Source organism: Myxococcus vastator, assembly GCF_010894475.1.
Classification (GTDB): domain Bacteria; phylum Myxococcota; class Myxococcia; order Myxococcales; family Myxococcaceae; genus Myxococcus; species Myxococcus vastator.
Window position 1 is genome coordinate 1 of the sequence record NZ_JAAIYB010000631.1, and the last position, 3659, is coordinate 3659.

The 3659-nt window shown below is 69.3% G+C and carries 2 protein-coding genes and 2 pseudogenes; all 4 read left to right on the forward strand.

Features of this window, described 5'->3' with window-relative positions:
- Positions 1–283 (forward strand): annotated as a pseudogene (locus G4D87_RS35175) (hypothetical protein); the annotation flags it as partial.
- A 114-nt stretch (positions 284–397) separates the two neighbouring features.
- Positions 398–1408, forward strand: a complete 1011-nt coding sequence (locus G4D87_RS35180) for a ChaN family lipoprotein (RefSeq protein WP_163787070.1) — start codon at positions 398–400, stop codon at positions 1406–1408.
- Positions 1409–1470: 62 nt separating this feature from the next.
- The gene (locus tag G4D87_RS35185; RefSeq protein WP_163787068.1) at positions 1471–2898 is read left to right on the forward strand and encodes a hypothetical protein; all 1428 of its coding nucleotides are present in this window, start codon (positions 1471–1473) and stop codon (positions 2896–2898) included.
- Between the two features lie 97 nt (positions 2899–2995).
- Positions 2996–3469: pseudogene (locus tag G4D87_RS35190) on the forward strand (transposase); the annotation flags it as partial.
- Between the last annotated feature and the right edge of the window lie 190 nt (positions 3470–3659).

The window sequence follows — 3659 nt, forward strand, 5'->3', positions numbered from 1 at the left end:
GTCCGAGCCCGAGTCCGAGGAGACCGAGGCCACGGCGGATGACGCCGCGTCCCGGTTGAAGGCCGCCGCGTCCCCGGATGCCCTCAACGGCGCGCCCGCCTCCCCGGCCAAGAAGCCGAAGGCGAAGGGCAGCGGCCCGAAGAACATCTTCGTGGACGCGCCCAAGGAGCACCTCACCTTCCTGGAGGGCATCATCCAGCAGCTCCAGGAGGCCGGCGCCGCCAACATCCGCATCGACCACGCCACGGACCGGTGGATGGTCGTCGTGGTGGACTCGAAGTAGTCCGAAGTCCCCGAGCCCGCGCGCCCGTCACCTGACTCTGCCGCGCGCGGGCCCGACCCGCCTCGCGTTCCCGGTGGCCACCAGCACCCACGGTGTGGATGAATCGTGTGCGTGATGCGCACGCTCCTCACTGTCTCCGTCCTGCTGTTCGCCACCGCCTGTTCCCACGCCAGCGCCACGCGCTCCGCTTCTGCGGTGGAGCCCCCGGGTGCCCAAGCCCCCTTGCCCGGCGGGTGGACGTCTTCCCTGCACCGTGAGCACCCGCTCTCCGGCCGCATCTGGGACGTGAAGGCCGCGCGCTTCGTGGACGCGGAGGCGCTGCGCGGCGCCCTCACCCAGGCCCGCTTCGTGGTGCTGGGCGAGCGCCATGACCAGCCTGACCACCACCAGCTCCAGGCGTGGCTCGTCCAGGCGCTGGCCACAGGGGGCAAGAAGCCCGCGCTGGCCTTCGAGATGCTGGATGTGGGGCAGCAGGCAGCGGTGGACGCAGCGCTGGCGCAGGCTCCGCGCGACGCGGATTCGCTCGCGCTCGCCGTCAACTGGGCGGGCAGTGGCTGGCCGGACTGGAGTCTGTACCGGCCCGTCTTCGCGGCCGGGCTGGAGGCCGGGCTCCCCATCGTCGCCGCCAACCTGCCGCGTGCGCAGGTGCGTGATTTGGTGATGCGCGGTCCGGACGCGCTGGCGCCCGAGCTGCGCCAGCGCCTGTCCCTGGACACCCCGCTGCCGGAGGCGGTGGAGCAGGCGATGCGGAAGGAGCAGGACGAGGCGCACTGCGGCCACCTCCCCCAGGAGCTGCTCGGCCCCATGGTGCAGGCCCAGCGCGCACGGGACGCGCACCTGGCGGACCGGCTGCTGAGCGCGGACCAGGGCCAGGGCGGCGTGCTCATCACCGGCAATGGCCACGCACGGACGGACCGGGGCGTCCCCGCGCGACTCGCGGCGCGTGCGCCCGGCCTGGAGGTGCGCTCCGTGGGATTGCTGGAGGTCGACCCGAAGCTGCGCGAACCGGTGGACTACGCGGCCGCCTTCGGCGCGCAATCCCTGCCCTTCGACTATGTCTGGTTCACGCCGGCGGTGCCCATGGAGGACCCGTGCGCGGCGCTCTTAAAGCGCCCCAAGAAATAACGCCCGCGGCGCATGGCGTGACATGGCCAACATGTCAGCGATTGGGCTATGTCGGCGCGTATATGACGTCCTCGCTCCTCGCCGCCTCGCTCATCATCGCTCTGGGACAGAGCCCGGAGCCCGTCTCCACCGAGCCCGCTGCGCCAGCAGCGCCCTTTCTCCAGACGCGCCTGTCCTTCCTCGCGGGAGACACCGACTTCGGCGCCCCTGATGCCACCACGCGGTTCCATGTCGCGCTGGACGCGCGCACGGCGGAGCTGGCTTCCGGCCTGCACGCCGAGGCCGCCGTGTCGGTGTTCATCAATCCGGTCGCCGTCTCCGGCGCCATTCTTCAGGACAACGCCAGCTTCTTCGGCCTCCGGTACCGGCCTTCCTCCTGGGCGCCCGATGAGCGCCTGGCATTGACGGTGTTCCCGGTGAGCGCCACCCGGCTGTACATGGGCCATGAGAACCCGGTGGCCTGGGCACGCATCTCGTCCCTCACGCGCACGGGAAATGACGGCGAACCCGCCCTGGAGCTGCGCCTGTCGCGCCGGCGATGGGATGCTTTCGTCGCCGCAAAAATCCCCAGCCTGCAGAATGGCGTGACCCAGGAATTGGAGCGGCGCCTCATGCTCCTGGTGGGTGCTGGGGTGAACCTCTCCTCGGCCTTGCGGTTGGAAGCTGGGGCCGCGAACCTCGACCTGGGCCCCGGGAGCCGGCCCTACATGAGCGTTGGGGAGGGCGACATCTACACGCGCGGCGTGTCCGGGCGAGTGATGTGGCGCCATGGCGCCCCCGTCGGAGCGAACGTCGACCTGGCGCTCTACGAGGGAGACCCGACCTTCTTCGAGCGCTTCTTCGCCCCCGACGTCTATCCCGGTGGCTTTGGAGCCCACGTCGCCCTGGAAGGCAGCTACGTCTCCCAGCAGCTCTTCGACAGTGATTCGACCGAGTTGGGGGCCATGCGAAAGCAGGCAGCGCACGCCGCGGCGCTGGTGACTCGGCTCAAGTGGGACCGGCTCCGGCTTCACGCGCTCGCGTACTACAGGACGCCCTCGTTCATGGTGCTCGCGAACCCAGGCTTTCCGCTGGAGAGCACACTGTACGAACAGATGGAGTCCCTGGCCGAGCTGTCCGCGACGGTGGGGGCGGACTACTTCCTCCAGGACTGGGGGCTCACGCCCGGCTTCCTCGTCCGCGTCACCGCCCCGGCCACACTGAAGTCGCTGGTGCCGATGCCGATGTGGCCGCGCAGCAACCCCCTCATCGTTCGGGGCACCACCTCGTATTCCTATCTGCCGGAGGGCGCAGAGCGGAGCCCCATCCTCACCGCGAAGGCCACCGCGCGGTGGGACCTGGGCGAGGTCGCGGGTGTCCTGGCCGAGCTCTTCTACACACGCGACCCGAACCAGACCACCTTCGCGGATGACGACACAGGCGTAGCCGTGGTCGTCTGGGATTCGCAGGACATCGTGGGCGGCAACCTGCTGTTCCAGGTGCGCTTCTAGAGCGCCGATCAGGTTGCAGCGAGGGAGCAGGCAAGCGGCAGGGGATCGACGCGGGCTGTCGTCGCGTGCATAGGTCACCCCCTCACGGAGGTGGCTCATGGAACGCTGGAAGCCGGCGGTGGAGCAGAGCGCACGGGAGCAGCGCCTGCTGAAGCTCGCGGGGAAGAGCAGGAAGCTCTTCGTCTTCCTGCGCGAGCATCGGCACGAGTTGTTCGATGAGGCCTTTCAGGACGAGCTCGAAGCGATGTACCGACAGACTGGCCAGGGACAAGCGCCGCAGCCGCCCGCGATGATGTGCATGGCGCTGCTGGTGCAAGCCTACACGCAGACCTCGGACGCCGAAGCCGTGTGCCTCTCAGGCACTGACAGCCGATGGCGGATGGTGTTGGACCGACTCGGCGCGGATGAGGACGAGCCCGCCTTCTCCCAGGGCGGGCTGCAGCAATTCAGGGAGCGACTCATCGCGACCGAGATGGACTGCCGGCTGCTGGAGCGCACCGTCGAGGTGGCGAAGCGGACGAAGGGGTTCGATTCGAAGAAGACGCCAAAGACGCTGCGAGTGGGGGTGGAGTAAGCGTTCAGGTGGGATGAGCGGTTGAAGAAGGAGCAGGCCAGCAGCCGACGGTAGGCTCGTCGCTCGCTGACGCGGCGTGGGGCATGGGACACGGCGTGTCGTGGCCGAGGTCGACCCCAAGGATGCGCGCATCGCGGAGCTCGAGCGTCAAGTCGAGGAGCTGACTCGACTGGTGCAGGAGCTGCGG

What these genes read in the sequence shown, in the direction of transcription:
- G4D87_RS35180 (WP_163787070.1), top strand. Translation starts at nt 398, where the DNA reads ATGCGCACGCTCCTCACTGTCTCCGTCCTGCTGTTCGCCACCGCCTGT.
- G4D87_RS35185 (WP_163787068.1), top strand. Translation starts at nt 1,471, where the DNA reads ATGACGTCCTCGCTCCTCGCCGCCTCGCTCATCATCGCTCTGGGACAG.